The 26,926-nt window shown below is 63.4% G+C and carries 27 protein-coding genes; 13 read left to right on the top strand and 14 right to left on the bottom strand.

Annotated features, from left to right (window positions below):
• Window positions 1-186: 186 nt before the first annotated feature.
• The 6 genes from ACAX43_RS17215 (at window position 187) to ACAX43_RS17240 (ending at window position 6,078) form a co-directional block, all read left to right on the top strand.
• Window positions 187-1,500 carry an aminotransferase class I/II-fold pyridoxal phosphate-dependent enzyme gene (locus ACAX43_RS17215; protein WP_370709609.1) on the top strand — a complete coding sequence of 438 codons (1,314 nt, stop codon included), beginning with the start codon at window positions 187-189 and terminating at the stop codon, window positions 1,498-1,500.
• Window positions 1,501-1,525: 25 nt separating this feature from the next.
• Window positions 1,526-2,410 (top strand): TauD/TfdA dioxygenase family protein, encoded by an 885-nt coding sequence (locus ACAX43_RS17220; RefSeq protein ID WP_370709610.1) that lies wholly within the window; start codon window positions 1,526-1,528, stop codon window positions 2,408-2,410.
• The gene (locus ACAX43_RS17225; RefSeq protein ID WP_370709611.1) at window positions 2,407-3,432 is read left to right on the top strand and encodes a hydroxyacid dehydrogenase; all 1,026 of its coding nucleotides are present in this window, start codon (window positions 2,407-2,409) and stop codon (window positions 3,430-3,432) included. Before ACAX43_RS17220 ends, ACAX43_RS17225 begins: the two co-directional genes overlap by 4 nt.
• Before the next feature lie 57 nt (window positions 3,433-3,489).
• Entirely contained in the window at window positions 3,490-3,915 is a 426-nt protein-coding gene (locus ACAX43_RS17230; protein WP_370709612.1) for a DoxX family protein, read from the top strand.
• 85 nt (window positions 3,916-4,000) lie between these two features.
• Entirely contained in the window at window positions 4,001-5,506 is a 1,506-nt protein-coding gene (locus ACAX43_RS17235) for a UbiD family decarboxylase (RefSeq protein WP_370709613.1), read from the top strand.
• On the top strand, window positions 5,503-6,078 hold the full coding sequence (locus tag ACAX43_RS17240) for a UbiX family flavin prenyltransferase (RefSeq protein ID WP_370709614.1): 576 nt from the start codon (window positions 5,503-5,505) through the stop codon (window positions 6,076-6,078). Before ACAX43_RS17235 ends, ACAX43_RS17240 begins: the two co-directional genes overlap by 4 nt.
• A 47-nt stretch (window positions 6,079-6,125) precedes the next feature.
• Here ACAX43_RS17240 and ACAX43_RS17245 read toward each other — a convergent pair whose 3' ends face one another.
• Window positions 6,126-7,520 carry an MFS transporter gene (locus ACAX43_RS17245; protein WP_370709615.1) on the bottom strand — a complete coding sequence of 465 codons (1,395 nt, stop codon included), beginning with the start codon at window positions 7,518-7,520 and terminating at the stop codon, window positions 6,126-6,128.
• A 98-nt stretch (window positions 7,521-7,618) separates the two neighbouring features.
• Here ACAX43_RS17245 and ACAX43_RS17250 point away from each other — a divergent pair, with 98 nt between their 5' ends.
• The 3 genes from ACAX43_RS17250 to ACAX43_RS17260 all read left to right on the top strand — a co-directional run bounded on the left by ACAX43_RS17250 (window position 7,619) and on the right by ACAX43_RS17260 (window position 9,834).
• Entirely contained in the window at window positions 7,619-8,653 is a 1,035-nt protein-coding gene (locus ACAX43_RS17250) for a LysR family transcriptional regulator (RefSeq protein WP_370709616.1), read from the top strand.
• A gap of 115 nt (window positions 8,654-8,768) precedes the next feature.
• The gene (gstA, locus tag ACAX43_RS17255) at window positions 8,769-9,380 is read left to right on the top strand and encodes a glutathione transferase GstA (RefSeq protein WP_370709617.1); all 612 of its coding nucleotides are present in this window, start codon (window positions 8,769-8,771) and stop codon (window positions 9,378-9,380) included.
• Between the two features lie 49 nt (window positions 9,381-9,429).
• Window positions 9,430-9,834 (top strand): heme-binding protein, encoded by a 405-nt coding sequence (locus tag ACAX43_RS17260; protein ID WP_370709618.1) that lies wholly within the window; start codon window positions 9,430-9,432, stop codon window positions 9,832-9,834.
• Between the two features lie 172 nt (window positions 9,835-10,006).
• Here ACAX43_RS17260 and ACAX43_RS17265 read toward each other — a convergent pair whose 3' ends face one another.
• From ACAX43_RS17265 to ACAX43_RS17275, 3 genes are all read right to left on the bottom strand, one after another.
• Complete coding sequence (locus ACAX43_RS17265; protein WP_370709619.1) at window positions 10,007-10,591, bottom strand: TlpA disulfide reductase family protein; 585 nt, start codon at window positions 10,589-10,591, stop codon at window positions 10,007-10,009.
• Window positions 10,581-11,639 (bottom strand): transporter, encoded by a 1,059-nt coding sequence (locus ACAX43_RS17270; RefSeq protein ID WP_370709620.1) that lies wholly within the window; start codon window positions 11,637-11,639, stop codon window positions 10,581-10,583. Before ACAX43_RS17270 ends, ACAX43_RS17265 begins: the two co-directional genes overlap by 11 nt.
• A 139-nt stretch (window positions 11,640-11,778) precedes the next feature.
• Window positions 11,779-12,144 (bottom strand): DUF2946 domain-containing protein, encoded by a 366-nt coding sequence (locus tag ACAX43_RS17275; RefSeq protein WP_370709621.1) that lies wholly within the window; start codon window positions 12,142-12,144, stop codon window positions 11,779-11,781.
• A gap of 658 nt (window positions 12,145-12,802) precedes the next feature.
• Between ACAX43_RS17275 and ccsB the strand changes: the two genes are divergently transcribed.
• The 4 genes from ccsB to ACAX43_RS17295 all read left to right on the top strand — a co-directional run bounded on the left by ccsB (window position 12,803) and on the right by ACAX43_RS17295 (window position 17,212).
• Window positions 12,803-13,996, top strand: coding sequence for a c-type cytochrome biogenesis protein CcsB (gene ccsB, locus ACAX43_RS17280; RefSeq protein ID WP_370709622.1), 1,194 nt, complete (start codon window positions 12,803-12,805; stop codon window positions 13,994-13,996).
• Between the two features lie 276 nt (window positions 13,997-14,272).
• Complete coding sequence (locus tag ACAX43_RS17285; RefSeq protein WP_370709623.1) at window positions 14,273-15,658, top strand: cytochrome C; 1,386 nt, start codon at window positions 14,273-14,275, stop codon at window positions 15,656-15,658.
• 181 nt (window positions 15,659-15,839) lie between these two features.
• Window positions 15,840-16,511: a cytochrome c gene (locus ACAX43_RS17290; RefSeq protein ID WP_370709624.1), complete on the top strand. Its 672-nt coding sequence runs from the start codon at window positions 15,840-15,842 to the stop codon at window positions 16,509-16,511.
• Between the two features lie 191 nt (window positions 16,512-16,702).
• On the top strand, window positions 16,703-17,212 hold the full coding sequence (locus ACAX43_RS17295) for a DUF1269 domain-containing protein (RefSeq protein WP_370709625.1): 510 nt from the start codon (window positions 16,703-16,705) through the stop codon (window positions 17,210-17,212).
• Window positions 17,213-17,275: 63 nt separating this feature from the next.
• On the opposite strand, the gene ACAX43_RS17300 is transcribed toward ACAX43_RS17295, so the two are convergent.
• From ACAX43_RS17300 to ACAX43_RS17345, 10 genes are all read right to left on the bottom strand, one after another.
• Entirely contained in the window at window positions 17,276-17,785 is a 510-nt protein-coding gene (locus ACAX43_RS17300) for a DUF1993 family protein (protein ID WP_370709626.1), read from the bottom strand.
• Window positions 17,786-18,156: 371 nt separating this feature from the next.
• Window positions 18,157-19,221, bottom strand: coding sequence for a pilus assembly protein TadG-related protein (locus ACAX43_RS17305; RefSeq protein ID WP_370709627.1), 1,065 nt, complete (start codon window positions 19,219-19,221; stop codon window positions 18,157-18,159).
• Window positions 19,218-19,688 carry a TadE/TadG family type IV pilus assembly protein gene (locus ACAX43_RS17310; RefSeq protein ID WP_370709628.1) on the bottom strand — a complete coding sequence of 157 codons (471 nt, stop codon included), beginning with the start codon at window positions 19,686-19,688 and terminating at the stop codon, window positions 19,218-19,220. The genes ACAX43_RS17305 and ACAX43_RS17310 overlap by 4 nt, the downstream gene beginning before the upstream one ends.
• Window positions 19,685-20,569 carry a tetratricopeptide repeat protein gene (locus tag ACAX43_RS17315; protein WP_370709629.1) on the bottom strand — a complete coding sequence of 295 codons (885 nt, stop codon included), beginning with the start codon at window positions 20,567-20,569 and terminating at the stop codon, window positions 19,685-19,687. The genes ACAX43_RS17310 and ACAX43_RS17315 overlap by 4 nt, the downstream gene beginning before the upstream one ends.
• Entirely contained in the window at window positions 20,566-21,516 is a 951-nt protein-coding gene (locus ACAX43_RS17320; RefSeq protein ID WP_370709630.1) for a type II secretion system F family protein, read from the bottom strand. The genes ACAX43_RS17315 and ACAX43_RS17320 overlap by 4 nt, the downstream gene beginning before the upstream one ends.
• Window positions 21,513-22,490, bottom strand: a complete 978-nt coding sequence (locus ACAX43_RS17325) for a type II secretion system F family protein (RefSeq protein WP_370709631.1) — start codon at window positions 22,488-22,490, stop codon at window positions 21,513-21,515. The genes ACAX43_RS17320 and ACAX43_RS17325 overlap by 4 nt, the downstream gene beginning before the upstream one ends.
• Window positions 22,487-23,869 (bottom strand): CpaF family protein, encoded by a 1,383-nt coding sequence (locus ACAX43_RS17330; protein WP_370709632.1) that lies wholly within the window; start codon window positions 23,867-23,869, stop codon window positions 22,487-22,489. The genes ACAX43_RS17325 and ACAX43_RS17330 overlap by 4 nt, the downstream gene beginning before the upstream one ends.
• Entirely contained in the window at window positions 23,869-25,086 is a 1,218-nt protein-coding gene (locus ACAX43_RS17335) for a CpaE family protein (protein ID WP_370709633.1), read from the bottom strand. Before ACAX43_RS17335 ends, ACAX43_RS17330 begins: the two co-directional genes overlap by 1 nt.
• 15 nt (window positions 25,087-25,101) lie before the next feature.
• Complete coding sequence (locus ACAX43_RS17340) at window positions 25,102-25,476, bottom strand: CpaD family pilus assembly lipoprotein (RefSeq protein ID WP_370709634.1); 375 nt, start codon at window positions 25,474-25,476, stop codon at window positions 25,102-25,104.
• Window positions 25,477-25,494: 18 nt separating this feature from the next.
• Window positions 25,495-26,904: a type II and III secretion system protein family protein gene (locus tag ACAX43_RS17345; RefSeq protein ID WP_370709635.1), complete on the bottom strand. Its 1,410-nt coding sequence runs from the start codon at window positions 26,902-26,904 to the stop codon at window positions 25,495-25,497.
• Between the last annotated feature and the right edge of the window lie 22 nt (window positions 26,905-26,926).

A 26,926-nucleotide genomic window follows, 5' to 3' on the forward strand; every position in this document is an offset into this window, starting at 1 on the left:
GGTCGGAAATATGTCATTTTGTCATTAAACCATCGAGTCGCCGCACTGAAACTCTGCCCATGACATTTTCTCATATCGTAGCACGCAAGATGTCATTTGCCGGAAAGCCGGCTTCTTGCGATGCTTCGCGCCGTATCGCTGCAGTAAATCACCAGTAAGCAGCGCATTCAACCAAGGGATATACCAATGAATAATCTCAATAATAGTCTTAATGATATTGCCATCGGTGCGCGGGCTAAACCGAGGGCACGTAATGCAGCAAGAATGGCGGAAATCAGCGGACCGCATTTCAATGCAGCATATGAGAAAGGATTGATGGGCGTATCGTGCCGCGTGGGCGATTATCGCCGCATCGAAATCGCGAGCACCGGGCAGCAGGTGGTCGACTACACACGTTGCGGCTATATGAACCTCGACAGCCATCCGCGCGTGCTCGCCGCCGCGCGCGCCGCAGCCGACGAGATCAGGTCGGTGCACTTCTCGGTGGCGCGCACGCGCCTGTCGGCGGAGCCGCTGGCCCGTCTCGAAAGCACGCTGTCGAACCTGTTCCGGGTCAACGGCGTGGTGGTGTTCCCGACTGTTGCAGCCGCCAACATGGGCGCGCTGCCGCTGCTCGCGGCGGGCCTGTTCACGAATGGCGTCAAGCCGCTGATCGTCTTCGATCGCTTCGCCCACGTCACGCTGCAATATCACATCCCCGTGCTGCGTGAGGAAACCGACGTGATCGTGATCGAGCACAACGATCTCGAAAGTCTCGAGCGCCTGTGCCAAAGCCATCCGCTCGTCGCCTATGTCGGCGACGGCGCCTACTCGATGGGTGGCGCAGCGCCCGTGCGCGAACTGCGCTCGCTTCAGGACAAGTACGGCTTGTTCGTCTATCTCGACGACGCACACGGCATCTCGGTCGTCGGAAAGCGCGGCGAGGGTTTCGTTCGCTCGCAACTCAGCGCACTCGATCACCGCACGATCGTCGCGGCCTCGCTCGGCAAGGGCTACGGCGCGGCAGGCGGCATGTTGATGCTCGGCTCGCAGGACATCGAAAACGCGGTGCGCCGTTATGCGCCGACCTACGGCTTCTCGTGCGCACCGAGCATGGCTTCGGTGGGCGCGGCGCTGGCCTCGGCCGAGATCCACGTCAGCGAGGAGCTCGGCATGCTGCAACGTTCGCTGCAGCAGAACCTGGCGCTGTTTGACCACGTGATCCCGACCGAGACGATCGGCAGCCAGTTGCCGATCCGCATCTACCGCATCGGCAACGAGGAGCGCGCGATCGCAACGGGCAAATATCTGCTGGAACGCGGCCACTATGTGTCGGTGGTGTTCTTCCCGACCGTGCCGCGCGGCGAGGCTGCGCTGCGCATGGCTGTCACAGCCGCGCACGATCCGGACGACATCCGCGAGTTGTCCGCCCTGCTGCGCGCGCGCGAAGGCGAGGAAGCGGCGGAGACCGACGGCGTGGCCGTCGCGGGCTCCGACGAAGTCGCACCGGCACTCGTCTGACGCGGTCCGTTTCGGGAGCATTCACTTGAAACAGATCGATCTGAATCAATCGTTTGCCACGGCGATCGTCGATTTCGACATCGCCACGGCAACGGCGCGCGACATCGCCACGATCCGCGAGCTGACGTATTCGCGCAAGGTCGTCGCGCTGAAGAACCAGCCGATGAATCGCGACGCGTATCTGGGCTTCGGCCGGCATTTCGGCGAACCCGAACAGTTCCGGCTCAAGAACTATCACGACCCCGACTACCCGCACATCCTTGTGATCGACAACCGGAACGGGGGCGCCACCGGCCAATCGATGGGCGCGCGCAAGCTCGGCAACATGTGGCACAGCGATTCCTCGTATCTGACCGAACCGCTGCCGCTCACCTTCCTGCACGCGCAGCGCGTGCCGGACGGCGAGGGCCAGGGCGACACGCTGTTCGTCGACATGCAGGAGGCGCTGCGCACGCTGCCGGTGCGCCTGCGCGAGCGCATCGAAGGCCGTCAGTCGAAGCACGACGTGCGCTGGACCTACAAGGTCAAGCAGAGCGATCTCGGTGAATCGGTGCAGGAGATCTTCCAGCGCCTCGCCACGACGTTCCCGGCCGTCTCGCATCCGACCGTCGTGCGTCATCGCCACACGGGCCGCGAAGCGCTCTACCTGAGCCCCGGCTACACGACGCATATCGAGGGATATTCGGACGAAGACAGTCGCGCGCTGCTCGACGAGATCTTCGCGCACGTGCTCCAGCCCAAGCATATCTTCGCTTACCGCTGGGAGGCGAACGATCTGCTGATCTGGGATAACCGCTCGGTGATCCATTGCGCGACCGATCTGCCGCGTGAGGCGGAGCGCGTCATGCACCGGATCGGCATCAACGACGGCGGATTCTTCGCCACGCAGGAAAAGGAGGTGACAGCATGACGGCTTCCCAGGCAAACGCCGACGGCGGCAAGAAACGGCTGCTGGTCGCGCACATTCTCGGCCAGACCGGCAAAGACATCCTCGCCGCCCGCGAGAATGTCGAAGTGATCGAATTCGCCAACACGATCGGGCAGGACGAGTTTCGCGCCCTGCTGGCCGCACAGCCGGCCGTGCATGGCGTGATCCTCGGCCTGACCGCCTTCGGTCGCGCCGAACTCGCAGCCGCCAACGGCCTGCAGGTGGTGTCGCGGATCGGTGTCGGCTACGACGCGGTGGACGTGCCGGCCATGAGCGCGGCCGGCATCCCGGTCATGATCTGCACCGGCGCCAACTGCGACACAGTCGCCGAGCACACGCTGTCGTCAATGCTCGCGCTCGCCAAGCGCGTGCACGAACTCGACGCGCTGGTGCGGATGAACCGCTGGCACGAACGCTACCGCTATCTGCCGGGCGAAGTGCGCGGCCGTGAAGTGCTGATCGTCGGATTCGGCCGGATCGGCTCGCGCGTCGCGCGACTGTGCCAGGCCTTCGGCATGCGCGTGCGCGTCTATGACCCGTACGTGGCCGATGACGAACTGCGCGCGGCCGGTGTCGATCCGGTCGCCGATCTCGATGCGGCATTGCCGGGCGCCGAGTTCGTCACGCTGCACTGCCCGAAGACGAATGAGACGATCGGCCTGATCGACGCGGAGCGCCTGGCCCGCTTCCGGCATGGCGCGTTCCTCATCAACACGGCGCGCGGCGGCATCGTCGACGAAAACGCGTTGACCGAGAAGCTGTCGAACGGACATCTCGCCGGCGCGGCCATCGACGTGTTCCTGCCTGAGCCGCCCGTGCCCGGCAGCCCGTTGCTGGAGATGTCGAACGTGATCTACTCGCCGCATCTGGCGGGCGTCACACGCGAGGCAGTCGAACGCATGGCGCAGCTCGCGGCCGCCAACGCGCTGAGCGTATTCGACGGCGAGCCGCAACTCGACAATGCCGTCAATCGCAACGCCTTTGCCACGCTGGCGACGGCCTGACATGGACCGGTCCGGCGGGTGCCGGACCGGCGCTTTACCCCGCACAGGAGCACAACAATGACAACGCTTCGTTACCACTTCCTCGAAAACCAGCGCGACGCCATGATCCTGCTCGCGCGGATCATGATCCTCGCGCTCTACCTCTATTTCGGCTGGACCTACCTGACCGATCACGCCACGGTGCTCACCTACCTGCGCTCGGTTCATGCACCTGTGCCCGAACTCACGGCGATCGTCGCGACCGTCGTCGAGTTCTTCGGCGGCCTCGTGCTGCTGCTCGGTTTCTGGACGCGCCCGCTCGCCGCGCTGTTCGCCGTCTACACGATCGGCACCGGCATCATCGGTCATGCGTTCTGGAATGCGACGAATCCGGCCGAGCATCACGCCTTCTTCGTCCACTTTTTCAAGAACATCAGCATCTCGGCCGGCTTCCTCTTCCTGTGCGCGCTCGGGCCGGGCAAATACTCGATCGACGGCAAATAGGGCGATCAGCGTTGCCGGGTGCGAAAGGGCGATGCGGAAGCATCGTCCTTTCGCACCATCCATCCCAATGAATACGGAGTCCCGCATGACTGAGAACACCGGACCGGTCGCCGACCTGCGCGACTGGCTGGCCCGCGTCGAACGCGCCGGCGAGTTGCAACGGATCGACGCCGCCGTCGACGCGCGCGAGGAGATGAGCGCGATCACCTATCTGCTCGCGAAGACCCAAGCCTCGCCCGCTGTGCTGTTCGACACCGACGCGAAGCCCTACGGCTTTCGCCATCTCTGGAACCTGTTCGGGCCCAGCGTCGCGCGCACTGCGATCACGCTCGAGGAAGACCCGGCCACGCCCACGCTGGAACTGATCCGCCGCACCAAGGACAAGCTGCGCGTCGCGATCGATCCGCGCGAGAGGCCGGCCGCCGAGGCGCCGCTCTACCAGAACAGCCTGTACGGTGCCGACATCGACCTTTCGAAGCTGCCGATCCCGCAGCACTGGCCGCGCGACGGCGGCCGCTACGCGGGCACGGCCGACGCCGTAATCACGCGCGATCTCGAATCGGGCTACCTGAACATCGGCACCTACCGGATGATGATCCAGGGGCCGCGCAAGGTCGGCCTTTCGCTGGCGCCGGGCAAGGACGCGCTGCGTCATATCCACCAGTCCTGGGCACGCGGCGAGGCGCTGCCGGTCGCGGCGGCCTGGGGCGTCGATCCGCTGCTGATGGTGGCGGGCTCGCAATCACTGCCGCCGGGCGTGTCGGAATATGGCTTTGCGGGCGGCATCAAGGGCCGCGCCATCGACGTGGTGCGCGCGACGCAGTCCGACCTGCTAGTGCCGGCCGCGGCCGAGATCGTCATGGAAGGGCTGATCCATCCCGGCGCGACGAAGGAGGAAGGCCCGTTCGGCGAATTCACGGGCTACTACGGCACCAAGGACATCGAGTGCCCGCTGATCGAGGTAACGGCGCTGCATTTCCGCCACCGGCCGATTCTGACGAATGCGCTGATGGCCGACTATCCGTCGAACGAACAGAGCGCTTTCTTCTCGACCATCCGCTCCGCGAAGATCTGGGCCGATCTCGACAAGCTCGGCATCCAGGGCATCAAGGGCGTCTATGCGCATCCGGCCGCGGCCGGCGCGTTCGCGCCGGTCGTCATCAGTCTCGAACAGCGTTACGCGGGCCACGCCGCGCAGGCGCTCTCGCTCGCGGCCCAGGTGCCCGGCGGCGCCTACGTCACGAAATGGATCATCGCCGTGGACGACGACGTCGACCCGACCGACATGGATCAGGTGCTGTGGGCGATGGGCACGCGCACCAATCCGGCCGACGACATCGACATCCTGCGCAACACGCGCGGCTCGCCGCTCGACCCCTCGCAGAACCCGCCAGAGAAGCGGCTGTACGGCTCCAAGGCGCTCATCAACGCCTGCAAGGACTACCGTCACATCAAGACCTTCCCGCGCCGCACGCTACTGCGCGAATCGGTCTACCGGCAGGTCGCCAAACGCTGGCGCGAACTCGGGCTGTCAGGCGAGTCGCCCCGTGTCGAGCGCTTCGACGCGATGGATGGCGAGGCTGAAGCATGAGCGCGCACGCACCCGTGCGGCGCGTGGTCGTCGGTATCACCGGCGCGAGCGGCATCCTGTACGGGATCCGCACGCTCGAATGCCTGCGGCGCCTCGAGATCGAGACACACCTCGTCATGACGCGAGCCGCGCACGTCACGCTGACCCACGAACTGCCGTGGAAGGCCGAGCAGGTCAAGGAACTGGCAAGCGTCCACTACGCCTCGAGCGACATCGGCGCGGCCATCTCCAGCGGTTCGTTCCGCACCATGGGAATGGCGGTCGCGCCGTGTTCGATCAAAAGCCTGTCCGAGATCGCCACGGGCGTGACCGACGGCCTGCTGTCGCGCGCCGCCGACGTCACGCTCAAGGAGCGGCGCCCGCTGGTGCTGATGGTGCGCGAGACGCCGCTGCATCTCGGCCATCTGCGTTCGATGACGCAAGTGACCGAGATGGGCGCGATCGTCATGCCGCCGGTGCCGGCGTTCTACGCGAAGCCGCAGTCGATCGACGACATCGTCGACCACAGCGTGGGCCGCATGCTCGACCTACTCGGGCTCGACAGCGGCACCGTGCGGCGCTGGGGAACGTGATGAGGCACGCGCCGAGCACGGCGATTCCGCCTTCGTCGAGCGGCCCGTCAGGTTTGGGCGGAGCCCGCCGCGCGCGCGGGGCGATAAAGACGCGCGAAGCTCAGCGCGGCCGCGCCGCAGAACGCGACCGCGATGACCAGCAGCGCGAGTCGCGCATCGACACGGCCGTTGTTCATCAGCGCGCCGAGGCATGCGATGCCGAGCACACCGCCGCTTTGCCGCGCCGCGTTGACCACGCCCGAGGCGATGCCGGCACGCTGCGACGGCACCGCGGCGAGCGCCGAGGCGACGATCAGCGGCAGCGTCGCGCCGCCCATGCCGAGCAGCAGGGCAGCCAGCACGAACGGCCCCTGCGCCACGCCGAACAGGCACGACACGAGCGCGCCGACGGCGCCGGCCAGCATGCCGAGCGCCATCACGAGATGCGGGCCGAACGCCTCGGCCAGGCGCCCCGAGAGGGTGGCGGCCACGCCGGTGGCAATCGTCATCGGCGCGAGCCGCAGGCCCACCGCGAGCGGCTCGCCGCCCTGCACCTGCAAGGCAACGGGCAACACGAACAGCGTGCCGAAATAGGCGAAGGTCTGCAGGAACGCGACGCCGACCGAGGCCGTGAAGGCCGGCGACGCGAACAGTTGCGGCGGCAGCATCGGCTCGGCGACGCGCCGCTCGAAGGCGATCAGCGCGCAGGCGGCCGCCACGCCCACGACCAACGTCGTGACGATCACCGGTGCGCGCCAGCCGAGCACGGGCGCCTCGATCAGCGCGAACGTGATGGCGGCGAGCGCTACCGCCGACAGCGCCACGCCGCACGGATCGAAGGCGCGCGCGTGCTCGGCGCGCCGCTCGCCGCAACGCAGCGCGGCTCCGATCGCGACCAGGCAGAACGGCGCGTTCAGATAGAAGATCGCGCGCCAGCCGGCCAGCTCGCAAAGCAGTCCGCCGACGACCGGGCCGGCCACCAGGCCGACCGCCGAGATGCCTCCCCACAGCGCGATCGCGCGGGCGCGCCGCGCCGTGTCGGGATAGGCGGCGGCGAGCAGCGCCATCGAACTTGGCAGCATGATAGCCGCGCCCAGGCCCTGCGCCGCGCGCGCCGTGATCAGTGCGCCGACGTTGGGCGCGCCGCCGCAGGCGATCGACGCGCCCATGAAGACGATCAGGCCGGTCACGAAGGTGCCGCGCGCGCCGAGCCGGTCGCTGGCCGAGCCAGTCGCGAGCAGCAGGCTCGCGAACACCAGCGTGTAAGCACCCGCGATCCACTGGAGCCGGTCGATGCCGACCGCGAACGCGTACCCGATACTCGGCAGTGCAACGTTGAGCGCCGTCACGTCGAGCGCGACCATCAGCGAGCCGAGCGCGACGGAGACGAGCGCGGCGCGCGCCACGGCAGGCGAGGCAGAGGCGGGAACGGAGGACGGATCGCGGGAAAGGCCAAGTGTCATGGTGGCGGGCTCGATGGACGAATCACGACCTTACCCGCCGCCCTGCCGTCGAGGAAAATTAATTGTTCAACTTTCAATCATAAGTCGGACTACTGATCATGATGAACTTGATGCATTGGCGTTTGCTGGTGGCCGTGGCGGATGCGGGCTGTGTCTCGAAGGCCGCCGCGCAGGTTGGCATCACGCAATCGGGTGCGAGCCAGGCCATCAGCCAGCTGGAGGACATGCTCGGCGTGAAGGTGCTGCTGCGCGATCGGCGCCGCACCACAGTGACGGCGATCGGCGAACAGGTGATCGCGCAGGCGCGGCGCATGCTGGTCGAGTGGGAATCGATCAAGACGCTGGTCGATGCGTCCCGCGGCCTGCATGCGGGGCGCATCAAGCTGGCGACGTTCCCGTCGGTCTTCACGAGCTTGCTTCCACGCTTCCTGCAATCATTCGGGCAGCAGTATCCCGGCATCAACGTCGTCTCCCTCGACGGCACCGACGACGAAATCAAGGCCTGGCTCGCCGACGGCACGGTGGACGTCGGCGTGGTGATGAACGCCGGCGCCGGGCGCGAGGCGTTCACGCTCGGCCGCGACGCGTGGGTGGTGGTCGCGCCGACGAGCCATCCGCTCGCCCGGCGCTCGAGCGGGATCGGTGTCTCGCTCGATGAACTGGCGGGCGAGCCGTACGTGCTCGCCACCGGCGGCTGCCGCTTGAACAGCCGGCGGCTGTTCGAGGAAGCGGGCCACACGTTGTCCGATCTGCGCATCTCGGTGCGCGACTGGTCGACCGCGTTCGAACTGATCCGCGAAGGCATGGGCCTGTCGCTCGTGCCGGAATCGATGCTGCCGGTCGCGCGCCAGGGGCTGCGCGTGCTGAACCTCGCCACGCCGATGTATCGCGAGTTTGGGCTGGTCTGCTCCGAGGCGGGCCGGCTCTCGCCTGCCGTGCACGCGTTCTTCGATCAATTGCGACGCACGCGCAGCGTGGTGCGGCTCGCCGCGCACCGTCACGCGTCGCTGGAACCGCGCAGCGCTGCCCGGCGCGCACCGGGCAGCGGCCAGCCCGCGGTGCGCGCCGTGGCGGCGGACGGGCATGTCGCCGAGGTCATAAGGATCGCTAATGCTGCCTCGCTCGAATGCTAACTTTACGTGCCGCTTCGGCTGGCCCTAGGATCGTCTCACCTACCGGTCGCGGCACGAGGCGCAGCTCACACCGCCGTGGCCGGCACATCTCAACGTTACGGAAGGATTCAAGCTCGTGAAACTCTACTTCGCTCCCAATGCCTGCTCGCTGTCGCCGCACATCGTCCTGCGCGAACTCGGCCTGCCGTTCGAACTGGTCCGCGTCAACAACAAGACCAAGCAGACCTCCGAGGGCCGCAGCTTCCTCGAAGTCAACCCGAAGGGTTATGTCGCCGCGCTCTTGCTCGACAACGGCGAGGTGCTGACCGAAGGCCCGGCGATTCTCCAGTACCTCGCCGACCTGAAGCCGGAAGCCAAGCTCGCGCCGGCAAACGGGACCTGGGAACGCGTGCGGCTCCAGGAAACGCTGAACTTCGTCACCTCGGAAATCCACGCCGGCTGCAGCCCGCTGTTCAGCAGCGATATACCCGAGGATGTGAAGGACATCATCAAGGAAAAGTTCTACAAGCGCCTGGACAACCTCGACGCCACGCTCTCGTGCAAGGACTACCTGCTCGGCGGGTTTGGCGTAGCAGACGCCTACCTGTACACGGTGCTGTCGTGGCTGCCGCACTTCTCGATCGACATCAAGCGCTGGCCGGCGCTCGCACGTTTTATGGACCGCATCGGCACCCGCGCCACGGTCAAGGCCGCGCTCGCCGCCGAGGAAGCCACGCCGGCCGTGTAGAACCGCGCATTCGACTGCGCATCCATTCCCCAACGACACCACGATAGCGATGAGAACCAAGACCGTACTGACCAACGACGATGTGAAGAAAATCGCCGCCGCCGCCGAGCGGCATGCACTGGCCCGCAACTGGCCAGTGACGATCGCGATCTTCGACGACGGTGGCCATCTGCTGCACCTCAACCGCCTCGACGGTGCCACGCTCAGTTCAATCGAGATGGCGCTCGCGAAGGGCCGCACGGCCGGGTTGGGCCGTCGCGAGAGTAAGTTCTACGAGGATCTCGTCAAGCAGGGGCGTGTCGCCTTCCTGAGTGCGCCGATGAGGGGCTTCCTCGAAGGCGGCGTGCCGATTGTCGTGGCGGGCGAGATGGTCGGTGCGGTCAGCGTATCGGGTGCAAAGTCGGAGGAAGACGCTGAAATCGCGCGTGCCGGAATTGCCGCGCTGGAACTCTGAGAGACTCGCTGAAGCGAGAGGAGGGCCGCCTTCGTGGCGGTCCTTGCATTCGTGAGCAATCGACGCGATCAAGGTGTTCAAGTTACTTTTATCAATAACGGTGCATCCGCCGATAATTCCACCGCGCACGGGCGCCATGGCCCTTCTGTCCAGGTCTTGGTTTGGGCCTCCATTACCTCAGAAGCGGCATGACAACGCGTTGCAGGCGCTCGGATGTCCAAACGGGATATTTGTCGTCCCACCCGTTGTCCGCCAGGAGCCCCGTTCGTCCGATCGTGAAGCTCACCGGAATGCGCCACATGCGCCCATAGTCGCCCGCCCACGCGCTGCCCAGCAATCCCACCGGAAAGCTCAAACCAGCGGCAACCTCGCGCACCGCGGACAGTTCGTCGGCTCCATCCAGACTGAATCCAAGCACGTACAGACCCCGATCTGCGTTGCGCGCGGCGTAGGCGGACAAAAGAGGCAGTTCCTCACGGCACGGCTCACACCAGGTGGCCCAGAAAGTCAGAATCACCACTTTGCCGAGCAGATCAGCCGTGCTGATGCTCCGGCCATCCAGTGTATGAAGCACGAGGGGAGGAGCGGGTTGACCAACGGCCAGCGTGCCGGCGTGGGTCGCCAAAGGGTAGCCCAACCCGGTCGCCGCCCCAAGAGACAATCCAAGCACGGTACGCAACCACGTCCGCCGCGCCGTCAATATCGAGGACGCGAGGTCTTCATGCGCCAGCGGCGCGCGCGGTGCGTCAGAACGCATAGCTCATCCCCACGTTACCCGTCCAGCGCGGAAACAACTGATACCCGTCAAGCTTGCTGTATATCGCGCGCTGTACGAAGCCATACACTTCCAGGTTTTTCCATACGTTGACGGTGATGCCGGGGCTGAGATAAATGACGGTTCCCGCCGTGTTAGCCGTATCCGCTAGCGTTCCCTGGTCATGGCTCTTGCGGGTCACGTTGACCTGCAACTGCGGAACCCACTTCGGGCTCGCCTCGTAGCGCAGGCCGACGCTAACACTGGCCAGATTTCCGGGGCGGTACGTCGCGCCGGCATGATCGAGATTTTCGACGATTGCGGACTGGAATTGGCCGTTAACGAACGCGTCGAAATTCTGGCTGATCGCCTGGTAATAGTAGGCGCCGACAATCAGGTCCGTACTACCGGTACCGGGCTGCAAGCTGGTGTCGAGCGCCTGGCCCGAAGCCATATTGGGGCCATTCGAGAAGAACACCGGGTTGTGTCCAACAGTTGCGCCCGTGTTGACGTTCTGACCGCCATACCGCCCCGTGGGTAACTTGACACCAAGTTGCAAGCCAAGATTATGCGTCGGCAGAAAGCCCTGATAGCTGCCGATGAGCTTGATGTCGCCCAGGCCTTTGCTGGTTGCGCCGCTCAGATTGTCGGGAGTGAGCTGGTCGGTAGTCGCGTTGCCGTACGTCGTGTGACTGCGGTAAATGTAGGGAATGAGAGCACTGAAGTTCCAGCTCGCGCTGGGGCTATAGCTGATGCCGAGATTGATGTATCGATTGATCGTCTGGCGCTCCACCTCCTGGCTACCGCCCGCGTCATTGATGCTGGCCGGCTGCGTGTTCGACACTGAGCCGGTACCGCGGCGCAACTGGTTCTGGTTAATGAAGTCGTATTCGATGTTGATTCGCCAGCCCGGGGCTGCGGAATAACCCATCGCTGCGTCGGTACTCAACGAGCAGCCGCAAGTGGCACATGCATGCGCCATAGTGGGCAAGATCACGCTCATGACAAAGGGCAGCGTAGCGCGCAACAGGGCGTTCTGGTTAGTAGACATGGTTTCCTCTCCGCTTGATACGGATGCGCGTCGTCCACCCTCCTCAGGTGGAAGGACGTGCGTGTTTCCCTGAGACGACCGACTGCGGCCACGGCCTGATCACCAAGCAAGCTGAAGCGGCAGTCGGCGAAAACGACGGCTAGGAAAGAACGGGAGGATCGCGAGGCCGGCCCGATGGAAACGCGGCGGCGTAAGGGACAAACGGGGGCGGTGCCGATACTTGCGCATCCGCCAGCAGTATTCTGGCAAAAAGGCCTGCCGGAGGGACGCTCGGAGCCGGTACTTGGTGAGCGATTAGATCGCAATACCCGCACGCCGCGAGCGGGTTCGGGGACACATGGTGTGCAGCGGGAGCGTCACTGTCGACTGCCGAACAAATGGCACCGACCGGCACATCGGCACGGGACGCAACGATCAACTGACTCACGAGCGGCGCGAAAACCACAAGCCACATGGCGATGAGGCCAAGCCATGCGACAGTGTGTTTGCGGATGCGCAGCTTCATGGTAGTCAAAAAATTTTCAGGATTCTATCCATGGGATAGCGGACGTGTACAGTGTTTTCCGCATGTCGGCTATCAGCTGGAAGGTCCTGGATTCTCTGGATGGATAGCTTGTCGGGTGCCTCAGCATCAGGAGTATTTCGAGCGGAACAGAAGGTACTCGAAATCAGATCGAAACGTTGATCGGCCGAGAGGGTTTGCGAAACTGTCGGTGCGAGCGTTGCCATCGCGATTGCAAGCAATCTGAGAATGCCGCCAATCTTCCAATGGAAAAGACGAGGCATGACCTTGACGGAGTTGCCGAACGATTAGTGTGATGCAGACGATTATCGCGTGCGCCGTCCACGGCTCCGATGGGTAGATGCCCTACAAAGGTGTTGGGAAGAACGGGTATGTCTTTCCGTTGCGCCGCGCGTCCACTTTAGTAGGCGGCTTTTGTTTGACACTGGCAATTCAATCCGGGTCTCTGGGCGCCTGGGCCCGTCGCGACGTCGATGACGACCTCGGCCTATGCCCTTCTCAGGCCTGGGTGGAGTTCCCTACCCACGCGGGAGAGTATTGACCCATACCGTGCTTTGTCGCTTGCCTGCACACTGCAGTTAAGCGGAGGTATGACCGGCGCCGACATCCGCTGACCCGCAATACTCCACTTGGTGAGATCATGGAACTGACTCACGCTTCTTCCGCTCGCCCCAAAATCGGTCCCGGTTCTGCGGCTGATTCCGATCTGTTCGACGAACGCCCGTTCCTGAAGCGCCTCGGCATCACTGACTGGCTGTTTGCGCTGGCGATGGTCGCGGGCGCGGGGTTCGCGCTGTCGCGCTATCACCCGTTCATGAATTACTACGACAAGCTGGTGCTGTGCTGCGCCGTGCCGGTGTTCGTCGTGCTCGGCTGGCGCTGGAAGCCGGTGCGTCCGCTGATGGTCGGCATCGCGGCACTGTCGCTGTTGGCGATTCAGATTTACCACGGCGATCTGACGCGCGCGGATAGCGCGTTCTTTCTGAAGTATTTCCTGTCGAGCCAGTCGGCGATTCTGTGGATGTGCGCGCTTTTCGTGTTCGCTACAGTGTTCTACTGGATCGGCTTGCTGTCGCGCTCGCCGACCGGCGCCGCGATCGGTTCGAAGATGACATGGGCCGCAGTGGTGATGGGCTTCGTCGGTCTGATGGTGCGCTGGTACGAGTCGTACCTGATCGGCGCGGACGTCGGCCATATTCCAATCTCGAACCTGTATGAAGTGTTCGTGCTGTTCAGCCTGATCACCGCGCTGCTCTATTTGTACTACGAGCAGCACTACAACACCCGCGCACTGGGCGCATTCGTGCTGCTGGTGATCAGCGCGGCGGTCGGCTTCCTGATGTGGTATTCGGTCTCCCGCGACGCGCAGCAGATCCAGCCGCTGGTTCCCGCGCTGCAAAGCTGGTGGATGAAGATCCACGTGCCGGCGAACTTCATCGGCTATGGCAGTTTTGCGCTGTCGGCGATGGTCGGCGTCGCGTATCTGGCAAAAGAGCGCGGCGTGCTGGCGGACCGCCTGCCGTCGCTCGACGTGCTCGACGACCTGATGTACAAGTCGATCGCCGTCGGTTTCGCGTTCTTCACGATCGCAACGATCCTCGGTGCGCTATGGGCGGCGGAAGCCTGGGGCGGTTACTGGAGCTGGGACCCGAAGGAAACGTGGGCGCTCATCGTGTGGCTGAACTACGCGGCCTGGCTGCATATGCGCCTGATGAAGGGGCTGCGCGGCGCAGTCGCGGCATGGTGGGCGCTGACCGGCCTGCTGGTGACGACCTTCGCGTTCCTCGGCGTCAATATGTTCCTGTCGGGGCTGCATAGCTACGGCAAGCTGTAAGTCCGGCCTCCCCCACCATCAGGAACAAAACGTCTCTTCACGACTGCGCCGGAAATTCACTTTTCCATGGCAGGCCAACAAGACTGCTCAAGCGAAACGTCGATCGTTTGACCTACCGCATCAATAGGAGGCTAACCCATACAAATCTGAGTCATGCGTGCACAGAATGAAATTGCGTGAAAGCCCTGTTGTCGTTAATGACGCCGTGCAGCGAGCAGCCCCGTCTTGTTAAGGAAGAGTGCGACTCGGTGTGACAGCGCAGAAGGAGAAACGATTATGACGGACGCTCTTGCCGGCAACCGGACGTTCTCTTGTATGCTTCGCCGCGCCTGGATCGCCGGGCTGGCAGCGCTCTGTTTGCTGCAGGCTTCTGCCGCCCTCGCGTTGCCCATATTCGCGCGCCAGACGGGGCAAAGTTGCGTGGCCTGTCACGCCGGTGGCCAATTTCCCGAACTTACACCCTATGGGCGACAGTTCAAGTTAAACGGTTATACCTTTGGCGAACGCACTATTCCGATCGCCGCTATGGCGACTGCCGATCTGAGCAAAACAAGGAACAACCTCGACTCAAACGGGATGCCCATCAATCCCAAAGATGGCCTGCCGATATTCGATGCGGCCAGCATTTTCCTCGCGGGGAAAATAACCGACAAGATTGGCGGCTTCTCACAGTTCACGTATTCGAATTACGATCACCAGGACGCCAACGGCCGATGGCAGGGTCACTGGGGATCGGACAACACCGACTTCCGCTACGTGGACAGGATCATCGGGGATGCCAACGACGTTGTGCTTGGCCTGACCCTCCACAACAATCCGACCGTGCAGGACGTCTGGAATAGCGCGCCGGCCTGGAGCTACCCCTATATTTCCTCGTCGATCAGCCCGGTTGCGCGCATCCAGAACCTGCCGATCATTGAGGGAGGATTGGCCCAGCAGGTCGTAGGCATGGGCGGCTACCTGTACTGGAACAAAACGATTTACGCGGAGTTGACGGCCTACAGCACCGCCGACGGCATCTGGTCGTTCCTGAGTCATGGCAACAAGCCCGGGGACCTGGCCCACCCGCAGATCTATCTGCGCGGCTATAACCCATACGCGCGCATCGCCCTGACTCACGACTGGGGGCCACATAGCGTCATGTTCGGCATGTTCGCCTTGAACGTGAACGTCTATCCCAACGACTCAAACGCGCTCCCCATATTCGACCAGGGTGTGACCCGCTATCGCGACTATGGCCTGGATGCACAGTATGAGTACCTGCTGGAGCCGCACACGATCACCGCACAAGCGCGCTATGTTCGAGAGAACATCCATGACCCTGACAATCTGGTTTTAGGCGATAGCACGTCGGGAAATCTGAACACGCTGCGGCTTAAGGCATCGTACGTCTATCAGTCGAAGTACGGAATAAGTCTGTCCTTCTTCAATACAACGGGCAGCCCCGACAGCGCGGCGTACGGCGGCAGCGCGAACTTCTCCCCTAACACGCAAGGCTGGACGCCCGAGATTTTCTGGATCCCGGTGCAGTACGTTCGGATTGGCTTGCAGTACACGCATTTCACCAAATACCTTGGCGTCACGACTAACTACGACGGTAATGGGCGCCACGCAAGAGACAACGACACGCTGTTTCTATACGTCTGGGCGGCGTCCTGGTGACACGTGCTTCGACATTATTGGCTTGCCCGGTCTCGACCGATTTTTCGTCACCTGAAGGGATCCTTCAGACTCACGGAATAAAAGCGCGGGCGAGTCGTTTAACGGTGAATGGATCGCGCAGTGTCTTGTCATGCAGCGGCGTCGGTCCCCAAAGCGGTAACGGCAGTTGGAGGCTCGTGACATGAAAAAAGTAGCGCAACTCATCTCTCTCGGGATGCTGCTTGTCGGATCGGCTTGTCACGACATCGAGCGGTCCCGATCGGTCGACAACCCCGCTGTCGCCGGAAAGACGATCGCCTTGCAAGTGTGCTCGAACTGCCATGGCGTGAACGGCGTTTCGGTGTCGCCCACCTTTCCCAAACTGGCGGGGCAGCAGCGAGAATACCTGATGAATCAACTGGCGGACTTCAAGACTCATAGCCGGGTCGACCCCAACGCCAAACGATTCATGTGGGGCTTCACTCATTTGAGCGACGGGCAAATCGAAGAGATAGCCACGTATTTCGCGAGCCAACACGCGATTCTGGGTGAGCCCGGCGATCCCATGCTCATCGACGAAGGGCAGAAAATTTATACTTCCGGTCTTTCGGACAAAGGCGTGGTCGCATGCGTTTCCTGTCATGGTCAGCGCGGCGAGGGGGCGGGCCCGTTTCCGCGCCTTGCCGGTCAGCATGCCGACTACATCGAGAAGCAGTTATTGATCTTCCAGCACAGCGACGACAGGCCTCGCGGCGCACCTATGAAGGCGGTCTGCACAAACATGTCGGAACACGATATGCGTGCCGTTGCTGCTTTCGTGGAGGCGTTTCCGCAGGCAAGCGGAATAGCGACAACCGAGCCCACCGACCAATGAGCGATCCACGATTTCCCGGCCACTCGTTTTGCGTGCCGCCGCGGTGGTGGGCACACACGGCGCGCTCGCACGCACGGCAGATCTCTACCCATTTCTGTCTGCGAACGTTCCCACTTGTTCCTGCGCTTGATCCGCGCAAGAATGTTTTCACGGGTCAGGATGTTCCCTGATTCACCGTCGGAGAGGTCGCCATGAGACGCATATATTTTCTGCTACCGAACGCGCAATGTGCGCGGATGATTGTGGACGAACTTCTGTTGCAGCGGATCGAGTGGCGTCATATCCACGTTATAGCCAACCATAATGTGCGGCTCGACGATTTGCCGGAAGCCACGCTTGTGCAGCGCAGCGACTTGCTGCCTGCGCTCGCACGTGGCACGGCGGCGGGTTGCGCGACGGGAATGCTGGCTGGGCTGGTTGCATTGGTCTTTCCGCCTGCGGGTCTGACCATTGCGGGCGGCGCTGTTGTAGCGATCACGCTCGCGGGCGCAGGCTTCGGTGCCTGGACGGCCACCATGATCGGTATCGATGTGCCGAGTACCCGGTTGAGGCGCTTCGAACACGCAGTCGAGCGGGGGGAACTGCTGATGATGATCGACGTCTCGCACGATCGCGTGGAGGAGATTGAGAAGATGATCAAGCTTCACCACGCGGAGGCAGATATCCAGGGAACGGATCCGACCATTCCTGCGTTTCCGTAATCTCTCTGTTCGCCCGGAACGAGAACCACCAACGAGGGGCCTGCCCGGCCCCCGCGCCAACGATCAGTAAGCGCCCATATAGTCGCGCTTGCCGATATCGACGCCGTTATGGCGCAGAATCGCGTAAGCCGTCGTGACGTGGAAGAAAAACTGCGGCAGGCCGTAGTTTTGCAGATAGGCGCTGCCGACCAGCTTCTTCTCTTTCGGCGTGCCCGGGCGCAGGACGATTTCCCTGCTCTCGCTACCGTCGAATTGGGCGGCGTCGAGCGTACCGATGTAGGCCAATGCCTTGGCGATAAGCGCTTGCAGGTCGGCAAACGTGACTTCGGTGTCGGGCCACGAGGGCACGTCCACACCGGCCAGCCGCGAGCTGATGCCCTTGGCGAAATCAGCGGCGATCTGCACCTGGCGCACGAGGGGGAACATGTCCGGGAACAGGCGCGCCTGCAGCAGCGCGTTCGGATCGATATTCTTTTCGGTGACGTGTGCTTCGGCTTTCTTCAGCACCTCGGACATTGCAGTCAGCATTTGCTTGAAAACTGGGACGGATGCGCTGTAGATGGAACTCGTCATGATCACTTTTTCGGTCGATGTTGGATGCCGGTGCGGAAAATGCCGCCCCGGCCGGTTTAACGTTGGCTGATTGAACGGATTAGCTAACGGAGGAGCGCTTCAGGCGTGCGGGAATCGCTGGACGGCGGCGACGGTATCAGCCGGATCCAGCCGTCGTGCGACATGCCCGCAGCGGGGGAAGATTACCACCGTGCTACCGGGAATATCCATGCGCGCGTGCGGCGCGGTCGAGAAAGGCGACCTTCCGCATGCTCATCGCCTTGCTGATTCACAGAAGCCGCTTTGCTTCGGCGACGACATGCCGAACCCATTGGCGATGCCCTGCCCGAGCGGACCCAACGCGAACTGGAGAGGTGAGGCGCGCGCTCAGGTCACTGCGCGAGCCGCGGCGTGACGTACGCGCCGTAATTGGGCCCCACGCCGGATGCGGAGGAAGGGATTCTGTAACCGCCGACGAAGTGCCCCTGAATGTATTTGCCGCTGCCCCCCACGGACGCATCGATGTGGAACGCAGCGAAAGCGACGATGGGAACGTACGTCTTGCTATTGATCTGGGTCGCGACAGGCATGACGACCGTGATGTCGAGCGGCACCGAGTTGTAGAGCGTCGTTTTCGCGCCGGGTTCGATCCAGATGCTGTCGCCAATGCTCAACGGCGACGGATTGCCGTTCGAAATCAGTGTCCTGATGGTCGGCACATTGTTCGCGTTGGTCAGGAACGACGTCCACTGCCCGCCCGAGCACACGCTGCCGTAGACCTGGCCGTTGGTGATCCGGAATTCGTAGGGCTGGCCTGTCGATGGATCGATCATCGGTTGATTGGTCGTCGCATTCCAGTATTGGTCGAAGATGCATTGGTCCAATACCACCGGAAATAGCCCACCCGAGCCGATCGTGCCGGGCGCGGCTGCCACCGCGACCGCTGTGGCGCTGCCGGGCGCACTCACCAGGTTCAACAACCCGCCAAGAAACAGGGCGATCGCGCCTCCGTTCTGGTTGACCGAGCGCGTCACGGAAACTTGCACAGCGGGCGCATCGTCGATGCCCGGCGAAATCGTCGTTGACTGAAGCCCTGCCGGACTGCCGGACAGGTTCCAATAGCCGGTCAGAATCGTGCCCGCTTTCAGCGTTTGGCCGTCGGAGCGGTTCAACAAGACGCCGTTGCTGGCAGCGGTTTTCGCGAGCGCCCAGTTCGGCCCGCTGCTGGTGGTGGCCAATAACGCGGACGCGCCGGCGAGAGCCGCGGCGTCCGCGTCGTTTTGCAGTTCGTTGCGCGCCACGCTCACCCGTGCGAGGTCGACGGCGAAAGCACCGAAGCTCAGCAAGACGACGAGGAACAGCAGAAAGAGGAGTGCGATAGAGCCGTGTTGCCCGCTTACCCGCCGAGGTTCCCGATTCCGGGAGAGCGCGGCACCGTGGGATCGGGCTGGTCTCACTCGTAGCCCATTACGGTTTTGGCCGTCAGCGTGACGGGGCCGGTCAGTGAACTGAAGGCCGAGCCGAGAACGAGGCCCTGATATTGATAACTGACCGTGACCGTCAACGGGTTGCCGGGAGACGTGCCGCCGGATTGGTCCACGGTGACGGTGGGCGTTGTCGCCGTGCCACCCGTCACCAGATTTTTTTGCATGTAGTTCAGCGCGACATTGCTAATCTGGCTAGGCGACAATTGTGGAATGCGCACAACCACACCGGCGCGGGTCGCCTCCCGACAGGCATTGGTGATGACCGCCTTGTCGCACAGCAGGAGGCTGACGTCGATAATGCCGAACAACACCAGCATGAGGAACGGAAAGACCAGCACGAACTCGAGTGCGACCGCTCCGCGCTCGCCGACACGCGTCGCGCGAGGCGCCCCTCCTCGGGCACCCGATCGTTTGGCGCCGGCGGCATGCGAATTCATTTCGGCATCCCGATGGTGAGGGGGGCGACGCCTGTCACTGTCGTCGCCGTGGCCGCCGTGGCCGCTGGATCGGCATGCGTTGCCCCTGCGCTGTAGCTGGCAAACCTGTCGCGCAGCACCTGATAAAAGCGCAGGTCATCTTCCGCCGTAGAAGGCGGAAGGTCGGCGAGCAGAATTCTCTTCGCGGCATCGGCATTCCCCAGCAGGCCATACGCAAGGGCGAGATTCTGGCGCGCCTGAATCGGAGCGTCCGGCAGGCCCGCGACGTCGAGCAGGGTATTCGCGGCTTCGCGTGGCTTGTTGTCGAGAACGAGCGAGAGGCCGAGATTCACACGCAAGCCTTGTACTTCCGGATGGACCGCCAGCGCCGCGCGATAGACCGCTTGCGCGTCGGCATGGCGGCCCTGCAGGTCCAGCACGGTGCCGAGGCCCTCGCAGACCACCGGATTGTCAGGCTGAGCGGTGAGCAGCCCACGGTATAGTGCCGTTGCATCGCCAAGCCGGCGCTGCCGCAGCGCGACCCGCGCGAGACCGAGTTGCGCGGCCGGCCGCACTGGCGTCTGCAACGCTGCCTGCTGGTAAAGCGCGCGCGCGCGCTCCAGGTCGCCGGCCTGATACATGGCGTCGCCCAGGCCCAGCTGAGCATCGAGCGAGCCGGGGTGCGCCGCGAGGGTGCGTTCGAATAGCGTGGCGGCGAGTTCGAAGTCGCCGGCCTGCAACGCACTCTCCGCGATGCGCAGGTCGCTCGCTCCGGGCGTGTTGCGTTGCGAGGAGATGGGCCGGGGGTTGAAGCTCCCTCCGCTGACGCAGCCGGTCAGCAGACCACTGCCGAGCAGCAGCGAGATCGCAAGGGTATGCCGGAGGTTTGCAAGATTTTTCATTTGAAGACCGCTATCAGGCGAATCACCGCGGGACCGGCCGCAATCAGGCCGACCGTGGGCAGAATGAACAGCATCATGGGCAGCGTCATCTTGGTCGCGAGTTTCGCGGCCTTTTCCTCGAGCGCCATCATCTGCGCGGTCCGCTCGGCTCGTGACAGCATGCGCAGCGATTGGGTAATGGGCGTGCCGTATTGTTGTGACTGAACCAGGGTGGTGACGAGCGCGCGCACCGACGGCAGGCCGATCCGTGCCGCGAGGTTGCGCAGCGCGACAGCACTATCGCCGCCGATCTGCAACTCGTCGCCGGTGGTGGCAAACTCGTCGGCGAGCGGCGGACAGATCGTCTTCAGTTCGCGGGCCACGCGCTTCACGCCCACCACAAGACTGTTGCCGGCATTGGTGCAAATCACCAGCAGGTCGAGCGCATCGGGCAGACCCGAAGCGATTGCCTTCTGTCGGCGGCTGATCATGGAACCCAGTGCGAACTCCGGCAGTATCATCCCGACAATGAACATGCCGCCCATCATCAACGCGCGAAACACAAAATACTCGCCGATTCGCGGCACGAACGGACCCAGAACAATGGCCGCCAGCGCCAACAGGGCGCCGACCAGAAGTTTGATGCCTATCATGACCGAGATCGCCTTGCGCTCGCGAAAGCCGGCCCGGACCAGTTGCTCGCCCAGCTTGGTGCGCTGCGCCGAATCTCCCAACGGCACGCGTTCGCCCAGCGACGCGAAGCGCTTCAGGAGCCGTTGCCAGAGGTCCGCCACCTGTTCGTCCGTGCGCAACGCGTGCTGCGCGTCCGCGCGCATCGCCGCGTGACGCGCGCGATGCGCGATGCGATGACGGGCGCCCCGCGGCCATTTAAACGCGAGCAGCAGTCCGCCGCACAACAGGAACAGCAGCGCCAGATCGCGAGCCGTATCGGTGTTCATGAAATTCATCGCGATGTGTCCAGCCGGGAGATTTTTTGAATCATCGAGAGGCCGACGACGAGAAGCACCGTGGCCAGCGTCAGCATCTTGTGGCCGGCGCGCGTGTGGAATAGCAAATCGACGTACGGCCGGTTGACCACATACAGGAAGCCGGTGATGACGAATGGCACCGCCGAGATAATCTTGCTCGCAATGCGTCCCTCCGCTGTCAGCGCTCGGGTTTTCAGGCGAATGTCCCGGCGGGTGCGAATGATGGTTGAGAGGTTCTCGAGGGTTTCTCCGAGATTCCCGCCCGTTTCACGTTGCAACAGCAAGCAGACCGCGAAAAAAGAAAAATCGGCGATCTGCAGGTGTCCGACCGCTTTGTCGAGCACTTCTTTCAGGTCGGCACCCAACAGCAGGCTGTCGCCCATCGTCCGGAAAGCCGAACGAACCGGTTCTTCCGCTTCCTGCCCCGCGGTGCTGATCGCCTGCACGACCGGGATACCGGCGCGCACCGCGCGGATGATGAGATCGAGCGTGTCAGGAAACACCTGGAGAAACCGCGTGCGAAAGCGCGCGATCAGAACGCGGTACGTGAGCCTGACCGCGATGAGGGGTGTACCCAGATAGATGAACGGATACGACCACCCCGGAAGCGGTGCGAACCGCACCACGACAGCCGCAATCAACGCGCTGACAATAAAGCCCCCGCATACAAGGCGAATACCGCTCGCCCCACTGACTGCCTTGATCCGTTGCACGCGTCGCTGGAACCACGTCTGGAACATGCCATAGTCTTTTGGCCGTTCGAACAGCTCGCCGCTCGCATCCGCGGTCTCGGGCTGAAGGCTTGCCACGCGCATCCGGTGAAGCTGGGTCATCCGGTCCTGAATGAGGCGCCGGGGTCGACGGCGTGCCAGATCGCGCAACGACGAGATCAGCATGCCTGCCAGCACGATCGCGACAAACGCGCCCGCTGCGACGATGTCCGCCGGGGTCATGGCCGCAGCGCCTCCATGAGTGCCGCTTCAACCCCATAGTAAGCAGCGCGCGTGGCGAACACCGGTCGCAGCGACGAGGATTCAAATGTGCCCTTGACGTCTTCCTGGTAGGCGCTTGCGTCGTAGCGGAATGCAAACAGATCCTGCGTGATGATCACATCGCCTTCCATGCCGGCCAGCTCGGTCACGCGCGTGACGCGGCGCACGCCGTCGCGCATGCGTTCGATTTGCAGGATCAGATGAACGGCGCTCGCGATCTGGCGCCGAATGGCCATCAGCGGCAGATTCCCGTTCGCCATCATCACCATGCTTTCGAGGCGGGTGACCGCGTCACGCGGCGTGTTCGCGTGAATGGTCGTCATCGAGCCGTCGTGGCCTGTGTTCATCGCCTGAAGCACGTCGAACGCCTCGGCGCCGCGTGTTTCACCCAGAATGATGCGGTCCGGCCGCATCCGCAACGCATTGCGCACCAGGTCTCGCTGCGACACCGCGCCGAGCCCCTCGCTGTTTTCCGGGCGCGTTTCGAGGCTTACCACGTGCGGCTGTTGCAGTTGCAGTTCCGCGGCGTCCTCGATGGTCACGATACGTTCGTGCTCGTCGATGTGATGCGACAGTGCGTTGAGCAAGGTCGTCTTGCCCGAGCCTGTCCCGCCGGAGATGATGATATTGAGGCGGCATGCACTGGCAATTTTCAGCACGCGGACCATCTCCGGCGACATGTTGCCCTGCTGGGCCATGCGGGCAAGCGTGATATTGCGCCTCGAGAACTTGCGAATCGAGATCGATGCGCCGCGCAGCGCGATGGGCGGCAACACAACGTTGACCCGGCTGCCGTCGGCGAGCCGCGCGTCCACCATCGGGCTGCTTTCATCGACGCGTCGGCCTACCGCCGCCGCGATACGCTGCGCGACGTTGATCACATGCGCGTTATCGCGGAACTTCAGCGGCGTCAGTTCAAGGCGGCCGTGCCGCTCGGCATAGACCTGATCGGGGCCATTGACCAGGATATCCGTCACCGTGTCGTCGGCCAGAAGCGGTTCGATGGGCCCGACACCAAACATGTCGTTGAGGATTTCGCTGACAATCAAGGCCTGTTCCGTGGGCGCGACGTTCAGCTGTTCGCGCGCCACCGCCTCCACCGCGATTTCCTCGACACCGGCGCGCACCTGGTCGCGGGTCTTCATCAGCGCCGCAGACATGTTCATGGATGCAAAGACCATCGCGCGGATTTTCTTGAAGTTGTCCGAACGGATCAGCGCCTCGTGTCCATCGACCGGCGTGCGAGGATGCACCGGCGCCGGCGGGGGCGTCGCGGATTGCGTCGCCCCCGCGTCGGTGCGGGGAAGAGACTCGGGAACGTGTTTCCTGGCGCCGAACATTATGCGGACCTCCCGAACTTGCTCAGTCGTACATACCAGGGAACCGGCGGCGGAGACTCGCGGCCGGTGAGGTCGTTCGAAATGCGTTCGATCGCGGCGGCGAACCCGGGTTGTCTTTTGCGATCGACCACCGGCTCGCCGAGGTTTTCCGCCCGGGCCAGCGTCTTCGGGTCGTAAGGCAATTCGTGCAGTACGCCGCGCCCGAGCGCGCGTTTGAAGTCAGCCGGCTGCACGCGCCCCGCGACGGGTTCGAGCGGATTGTTCAGCAGCAGCGACACGACCGGATCGCCTGAGCGCTCCCCGGCAAACCGTAGCAGGCGCATGCATTCGCGCGCCGCATAGACAGAAGGATCCGCCACAATGCAGGCCACCTGGGACGCATCGAGCGCCTCTTCCACCATGCGGCCGCCGCGGTCCGGCAGATCGACCAGGACATAGTGGAAGCGGCGCTTGAGCGTGTTGATCATGCCGGCGATCGCGCCCGGACGTATCGCGAACTCGGCGTCATAGGGGAGTTCGGACGACAACGTGAAGAGGCGATCGTCAACCCCCGCCAGCGCGCGATCGAGCGACTGGACATCGACTTCGCGCGCGTCCTGCAGCAACTGGGGCAAGCCGTTGCTGCTGCGCACCCCCAGCATCGAATCGGCCGCTCCGCCGTGCAGGTTCAGGTCGACGTAGACCACGTGTCTGAGCGTTTTATCGGTGAGATGGCGCGCGAGAGAAACAGCAATCGTCGTCAAGCCCACGCCGCCTCTTGCGCCGACGAAGCTGATCACCTTGCCCGTACGCGCCTGGGCTGAGGCATCCCGGCCCGCCAGCGCGCGCCGCAACAGTTCCGCGGTTACCGGCTTGACGAGGTAGTCCTGGATTCCGATCTCCAGCAGACTCCGAAACAGACCCACGTCGTTGCGATCGCCGATGACCACCACCGTGACCGATGGCGCACACACGTCGGCCAGACGCGCGAGGTCCGATAGCGGCATCTCGGACCCGGAGACATCGACGAGTAGTTGGCGAGGTGGCCGTTCGAGTTCCTGCAGAAGCAGGATCGCATCGTCGATGCCGCCGATCTGCGCGTGCGCGTCGGGAATCGCCTGATCGACGATCAGGCTCTTGACGGCGTCGACGCTGCTGGCGTCGGAGAAGACGGCGAGCAAATCCGCCACGCGTGCTGCGGCGGGGATCGTGGGACGAAGAATTTTCAGGGCGTTCATGGCGGATCGTGCCCGTCAGTGAGTCAATTGCGTCGTGGTCGACGTGGCGTTTGGCTGCTGCACGCGGCCTTCGTGGAAACGGCGAACGGCGCCCGCCGCGGTTGCGGCATCGGCGCCGCCGTATGGGACCGGATCGACGAGATCAGCCGGCCGCGCGAGCATGACCGCGAGATTCGTATAAGTCGCGCAGCCGAACGGCATGCCCGGGCGCTCCACTCCCGCGTCGGTCAGGTGCGACGGCTGAACCAGCGTGGCGCAGTTCGGCGCCATGGCCGCGCGGCCGTCGAATCCAATGATCGATGCGTCGGGCAGACCGAGTGGCGGGTGGGCGGACATGCATCCAGACAGCAGGAGCGGCAGCAATCCAATACTGATCAATCGAAGGAACATGGCGGAATTTCCCATAAATCAGTAGACGAAGCCCGCGGCACCAACCAGGCGCGGCACATTGCCCGACAGGGGGTCCAGTCCCAGCTTGCTGTGCAGCACATACTCAATGTCGCTGCCCGGCTGGGTCACGGTATCAAGCGGTTGACGCAGCCGGCCCGGGTCCGTGGGCTGCACGATGTAAGGGGTGACGATGACCACCACCTCGGACTTGTTGTTCAGGTAGTTCTTCGATGAGAACAGTTTGCCTAACACCGGCAGACGCGCCAGACCCGGGAGTTCCGAAAGCACGTCACTGGTATTGCTTTGCAGCAAGCCGCCAATCGCGAAGCTTTGTCCGCTCGCCAATTCGACTGTCGTCTCGACACGGCGCACGGTAAGCGCGGGGATCTTGATGCTGTCGATCACCACGCTGTTGGTTGGATCGATCTCGCTGACTTCCGGACGCACTTTCAGGCTGATCCGGTTATCCGCGAGCACCGTGGGCGTGAAATCGAGCGACACGCCGTAAGGCTTGAACTGGACTGTGATCGCATTGTTCTGGCCCTGCGGAACCGGAATCGGGAATTCGCCGCCCGCAAGAAAGCTGGCTGTCTCGCCGGACATCGCCGTGAGGTTGGGTTCCGCGAGCATGGTGATCAACCCTTCCTGATCGAGGGCGTCGAGTACGCCGTCAATGGCCCATTTGCCTGCGTGGAACGCGCCGAGGATCGAGTACGCCCCCGTTGAGGAAAGGATCGTTCCGGCCATTGACGGAAGAACCGTCGCTGGTGACGGAAAGGTCGTCCCGCCCGTTATCGCGCGGCCATTGAACAGGCCGCCGATAAAATTCCCGCTCTGGCCGAGCGCACTCCAGTTGATCCCGAGCTGCTGCGTGACGTTGCGGTCCACCTCGGTGATACGCACGCGCAAATTAACCTGGATTGGCCGCGTGAGCGTCAGCCGGTTGACGAGCGTTTCCTTGTCGTGAAGATAGGGATTGAGGGACTGCATGACAGCGTCGGCGTCGGCGGCGTCCGGCACGCGCCCGGTCACCATCAGCGAGCCCGGCGCGGACGTCACTTTCAGCTGAAAGCGAGGAAAGCGCGCATCGAGCATGCGCTGCATGGAAAGCGTGTCGACGCTCACCACCACGGTTTCGCGCAGGATGGTGCGATTGTTCGCGCCGAGTGCGAACAGCGTCGTGGTGCCGGCCTTCTTGCCGAACACGAATACGGTTTGCGAGGTCGGCACGTGCACGTCCGCGACATCCGGATCGGCGACGAACACCGCAACAGCGGGTTCGGGCAGATGCAGCATTTCCCCGCCGCCGGCGGCGATCGACATGGACGGATCGACGCTCGCCGCGAACGCGCCATGGGTCAGCGCGATCCACAGTCCGAATGCGATCATCAACCGCAAGCGGGTCACCGAATAGACACAATGCAACATGGATCCTTCCTGTCGAACAGGG

Origin of the sequence: Paraburkholderia sp. IW21 (assembly GCF_041321145.1) — a bacterium.
Lineage (GTDB): Bacteria > Pseudomonadota > Gammaproteobacteria > Burkholderiales > Burkholderiaceae > Paraburkholderia.

Excerpts from the sequence above, each read along its gene's own strand:
- ACAX43_RS17215 (WP_370709609.1), top strand. The coding sequence starts at position 187 with ATGAATAATCTCAATAATAGTCTTAATGATATTGCCATCGGTGCGCGG.
- ACAX43_RS17225 (WP_370709611.1), top strand. The coding sequence starts at position 2,407 with ATGACGGCTTCCCAGGCAAACGCCGACGGCGGCAAGAAACGGCTGCTG.
- ACAX43_RS17230 (WP_370709612.1), top strand. The coding sequence starts at position 3,490 with ATGACAACGCTTCGTTACCACTTCCTCGAAAACCAGCGCGACGCCATG.
- ACAX43_RS17235 (WP_370709613.1), top strand. The coding sequence starts at position 4,001 with ATGACTGAGAACACCGGACCGGTCGCCGACCTGCGCGACTGGCTGGCC.
- ACAX43_RS17240 (WP_370709614.1), top strand. The coding sequence starts at position 5,503 with ATGAGCGCGCACGCACCCGTGCGGCGCGTGGTCGTCGGTATCACCGGC.
- ACAX43_RS17245 (WP_370709615.1), bottom strand. The coding sequence starts at position 7,520 with ATGACACTTGGCCTTTCCCGCGATCCGTCCTCCGTTCCCGCCTCTGCC.
- ACAX43_RS17250 (WP_370709616.1), top strand. The coding sequence starts at position 7,619 with ATGATGAACTTGATGCATTGGCGTTTGCTGGTGGCCGTGGCGGATGCG.
- ACAX43_RS17260 (WP_370709618.1), top strand. The coding sequence starts at position 9,430 with ATGAGAACCAAGACCGTACTGACCAACGACGATGTGAAGAAAATCGCC.
- ACAX43_RS17265 (WP_370709619.1), bottom strand. The coding sequence starts at position 10,591 with ATGCGTTCTGACGCACCGCGCGCGCCGCTGGCGCATGAAGACCTCGCG.
- ACAX43_RS17270 (WP_370709620.1), bottom strand. The coding sequence starts at position 11,639 with ATGTCTACTAACCAGAACGCCCTGTTGCGCGCTACGCTGCCCTTTGTC.
- ACAX43_RS17275 (WP_370709621.1), bottom strand. The coding sequence starts at position 12,144 with ATGAAGCTGCGCATCCGCAAACACACTGTCGCATGGCTTGGCCTCATC.
- ccsB (WP_370709622.1), top strand. The coding sequence starts at position 12,803 with ATGGAACTGACTCACGCTTCTTCCGCTCGCCCCAAAATCGGTCCCGGT.
- ACAX43_RS17285 (WP_370709623.1), top strand. The coding sequence starts at position 14,273 with ATGACGGACGCTCTTGCCGGCAACCGGACGTTCTCTTGTATGCTTCGC.
- ACAX43_RS17290 (WP_370709624.1), top strand. The coding sequence starts at position 15,840 with ATGAAAAAAGTAGCGCAACTCATCTCTCTCGGGATGCTGCTTGTCGGA.
- ACAX43_RS17295 (WP_370709625.1), top strand. The coding sequence starts at position 16,703 with ATGAGACGCATATATTTTCTGCTACCGAACGCGCAATGTGCGCGGATG.
- ACAX43_RS17300 (WP_370709626.1), bottom strand. The coding sequence starts at position 17,785 with ATGACGAGTTCCATCTACAGCGCATCCGTCCCAGTTTTCAAGCAAATG.
- ACAX43_RS17310 (WP_370709628.1), bottom strand. The coding sequence starts at position 19,688 with ATGAATTCGCATGCCGCCGGCGCCAAACGATCGGGTGCCCGAGGAGGG.
- ACAX43_RS17315 (WP_370709629.1), bottom strand. The coding sequence starts at position 20,569 with ATGAAAAATCTTGCAAACCTCCGGCATACCCTTGCGATCTCGCTGCTG.
- ACAX43_RS17320 (WP_370709630.1), bottom strand. The coding sequence starts at position 21,516 with ATGAATTTCATGAACACCGATACGGCTCGCGATCTGGCGCTGCTGTTC.
- ACAX43_RS17325 (WP_370709631.1), bottom strand. The coding sequence starts at position 22,490 with ATGACCCCGGCGGACATCGTCGCAGCGGGCGCGTTTGTCGCGATCGTG.
- ACAX43_RS17330 (WP_370709632.1), bottom strand. The coding sequence starts at position 23,869 with ATGTTCGGCGCCAGGAAACACGTTCCCGAGTCTCTTCCCCGCACCGAC.
- ACAX43_RS17335 (WP_370709633.1), bottom strand. The coding sequence starts at position 25,086 with ATGAACGCCCTGAAAATTCTTCGTCCCACGATCCCCGCCGCAGCACGC.
- ACAX43_RS17340 (WP_370709634.1), bottom strand. The coding sequence starts at position 25,476 with ATGTTCCTTCGATTGATCAGTATTGGATTGCTGCCGCTCCTGCTGTCT.
- ACAX43_RS17345 (WP_370709635.1), bottom strand. The coding sequence starts at position 26,904 with ATGTTGCATTGTGTCTATTCGGTGACCCGCTTGCGGTTGATGATCGCA.